This is a genomic window from Rathayibacter tanaceti (genome assembly GCF_001634385.1).
Lineage (GTDB): Bacteria > Actinomycetota > Actinomycetes > Actinomycetales > Microbacteriaceae > Rathayibacter > Rathayibacter tanaceti.
The window spans coordinates 1-2,684 of sequence record NZ_LIIN01000210.1; the positions used below are offsets into that span (position 1 = coordinate 1).

Below are 2,684 nucleotides of genomic sequence, written 5' to 3' on the forward strand. Positions count from 1 at the left end.
GCTCCCGCAGCATGGCCGCCGGCTGACGGCGCGCGGCCGCCGTCACGGCGCTGCACATCTAGAGCCGCCCCGCGGCCTTCAGCGCGAGATACCGGTCGGCCAGAGCCGGGGGGAGCTTCTCGGGGCTGCCGAGTACCACCTCTCCGCCCAGACGTCGCACGGCGGCCGAGAGGCGCTCGACGTCGGCCAGTGAGCGCTCGGCGGCGGCGGCGGAGTAGACGGCAGCGCGATCCCCGCGGTCGGCGGCCATCCGCTGCAGCTCCGGATCGACGACGCAGGCGACCACGACCGTGTGCACCCGCGTGAGCTGGGGGAGGACGGCGAGCAGGCCCTCGGCCGAGCCGATCGAGTCGAGCGCCGTCAGGACGACCACGAGCGAGCGCTGCGAGGCGAGCGTGCGCACCTGCGCGGGCAGAGCGGCCCAGTCGGTCTCGATGAGCTGCGGCTGCACGGGCGTCAGGGCGTCGACGACGCGGGTCAGCACCTCCGAGCCGGTCGCGCCGTGCACTCGGGCGCGGCGGGCCCGGTCGAAGGCGAGCACGTCGACCCGGTCTCCCGCGGAGGCGGCGAGAGCGGACAGCAGCAGGGACGCCTCGATCGCGGTGTCCAGGCGCGGCTCGTCCTCGATGCGGGCGGCGGAGGTGCGCCCCGTGTCGAGCACGACGATCACGCGCCGGTCGCGCTCGGGCCGCCATGTGCGCACCACCGGCTCGCGACGCCGAGCGGTCGCCCGCCAGTCGAGCGAGCGCACGTCGTCGCCGCGGACGTACTCGCGGAGGCTGTCGAACTCGGTGCCCTGCCCGCGGATCATCACGCTGGTGCGCCCCTCCAGCTCGCGCAGGCGGGCCAGACGGGAGGGCAGGTGCCGGCGGGAGCGGAAGGCGGGCAGCACGCGCACGACCGCAGGGGTGGAGTGGGTGGCCTGGCGGCCGGCCAAACCGAGCGGTCCCCAGGAGCGGACGGTGACGTGCAGCGCGCGGCGCTCGCCCCGCCTCCTCGGCGCCAGTACGGTCGTCACCGCGCGGCGTTCGCCGGGCGGCAGCCGCAGCGGCGAGCGGGTCGCCAGCGCTCCGGCCGACGGCTCCCAGGCGTCGCGGACGAGGCCGGTGATCCGCCTCCGCCCGGTGTTGGTGACCAGGAGGATGGTCTCTGCGCGCTCGCCGAGGCGCACCCGGTCGGGGACGCGCCGCTCCAGAGACACAGCGCGGGCCGAACCCGCGGCGATCAGGTCGACCGCCACGAGAACCGCCCAGACCAGCAGCCACAGGCCGAGCATGGCGAACGCGAGCTCGGCTCGGCCGCCGAGGAGGACGACCGGTACGAGGCCGATGAGGAGGACGAGGACGGAGCGTCCGGTGAGGTGCACGGCTCAGACCGGGACGCGGACCTGCTGCAGAATCCCGCCCAGGACGGACTCGGTGCGCACGCCCTCGAGCTCCGCCTCCGGTTCGAGCTGGAGGCGGTGACGCAGCACCGGGAGGACCATCGCCTGCACGTGGTCGGGCGTGATGGAGCCGTAGCCGTTCAGCCAGGCCCAGGCGCGCGACGCGGCGAGCAGGGCCGTCGAACCGCGCGGGCTCACGCCGAGCTTCACGCTCGGGCTCTCCCGGGTGGCCCGGGCGAGGTCGACGATGTAGCCCAGCACGTCCGCGCCGGCGCCGACCCGCCGCACCGAGGCCTGCGCCGCCCGGAGCCGGCCTGCGTCGAGGACGGGATGCACGCCCGCGGCTCCGAGATCACGCGGGTCGAATCCTGCCGCGTGGCGCGTGAGCACTTCCACCTCGACGTCGCGCGGGGGGACCTCCAGCACGAGCTTGAGCAGGAAGCGGTCGAGCTGCGCCTCGGGCAGCACGTACGTCCCCTCGTACTCGACCGGGTTCTGAGTCGCGGCGACGAGGAACGGGTCGGGCAGGGCGAGGGTCCGACCGTCGACGCTGACCTGCCGCTCCTCCATCGCCTCGAGCAGGGCGGCCTGCGTCTTCGGCGGCGTGCGGTTGATCTCGTCGGCGAGCAGGAGGTTCGTGAACACCGGACCCTCGCGGAAGGCGAAGCCGGAGGTCGATGCGTCGTAGACCAGCGAGCCGGTGATGTCGCCGGGCATCAGGTCCGGCGTGAACTGCACGCGCCGGGTGTCGAGGCCGAGCGAGACCGAGAGCGCGCGAACGAGCAGCGTCTTCGCGACTCCGGGAACGCCCTCGAGCAGCACATGGCCGCCGGCGAGCAGCGCGATCAGCAGGCCGGAGACCGCGCCGTCCTGGCCGACGACCGCACGGCCGACCTCGGCGCGGACACGGTCGAGCTCAGCGCGCAGCTCGTCGTCGGCGAGAGGAGCCGCGTCGTGGCGCGGAGCGGGTGGCGCAGTGGGATCGCTCATCGGAGAGGGCCTTCCGGTCGTCGGTCGGGGGTCGGTGCGAGGGCGGCGCGGAGCGCACTCTCGAAGCGGAGGAGGTCGTCGGACGCGGTCACGAGAGCGGCGTCGTCGTCGGGCTCGTCCTCGACGAGGAGGCGGCGCAGCTCGGCAGGGTCGCGCCCGAGCCGGTCGGCCGCAACGGCGACGACCTCGTCGACTCCGGTCGCGGGGGCCAGGCCGAGCAGTGCGGCGGTGCGGCGCAGCGTGCCAATACGGAGGGAGTCGAGCGCGCGCAGGCGCAGCGAGCCGCGCGCGTAGAGGCGAGCGCGGCCGC

General features: G+C 75.0%; 2 protein-coding genes and 1 pseudogene. All 3 read right to left on the reverse strand.

All coding sequences use genetic code 11. The features are described from left to right. Positions 1 to 58: 58 nt before the first annotated feature. The gene (locus tag ACH61_RS14905; protein WP_068213556.1) at positions 59 to 1,366 is read right to left on the reverse strand and encodes a DUF58 domain-containing protein; all 1,308 of its coding nucleotides are present in this window, start codon (positions 1,364 to 1,366) and stop codon (positions 59 to 61) included. Positions 1,367 to 1,369: 3 nt separating this feature from the next. Next, the gene (locus tag ACH61_RS14910) at positions 1,370 to 2,374 is read right to left on the reverse strand and encodes an AAA family ATPase (protein WP_068213558.1); all 1,005 of its coding nucleotides are present in this window, start codon (positions 2,372 to 2,374) and stop codon (positions 1,370 to 1,372) included. Further along, positions 2,371 to 2,684, reverse strand: a pseudogene (locus ACH61_RS17605) (DUF4350 domain-containing protein); the annotation flags it as partial. The gene ACH61_RS14910 and the pseudogene ACH61_RS17605, both read right to left, overlap by 4 nt.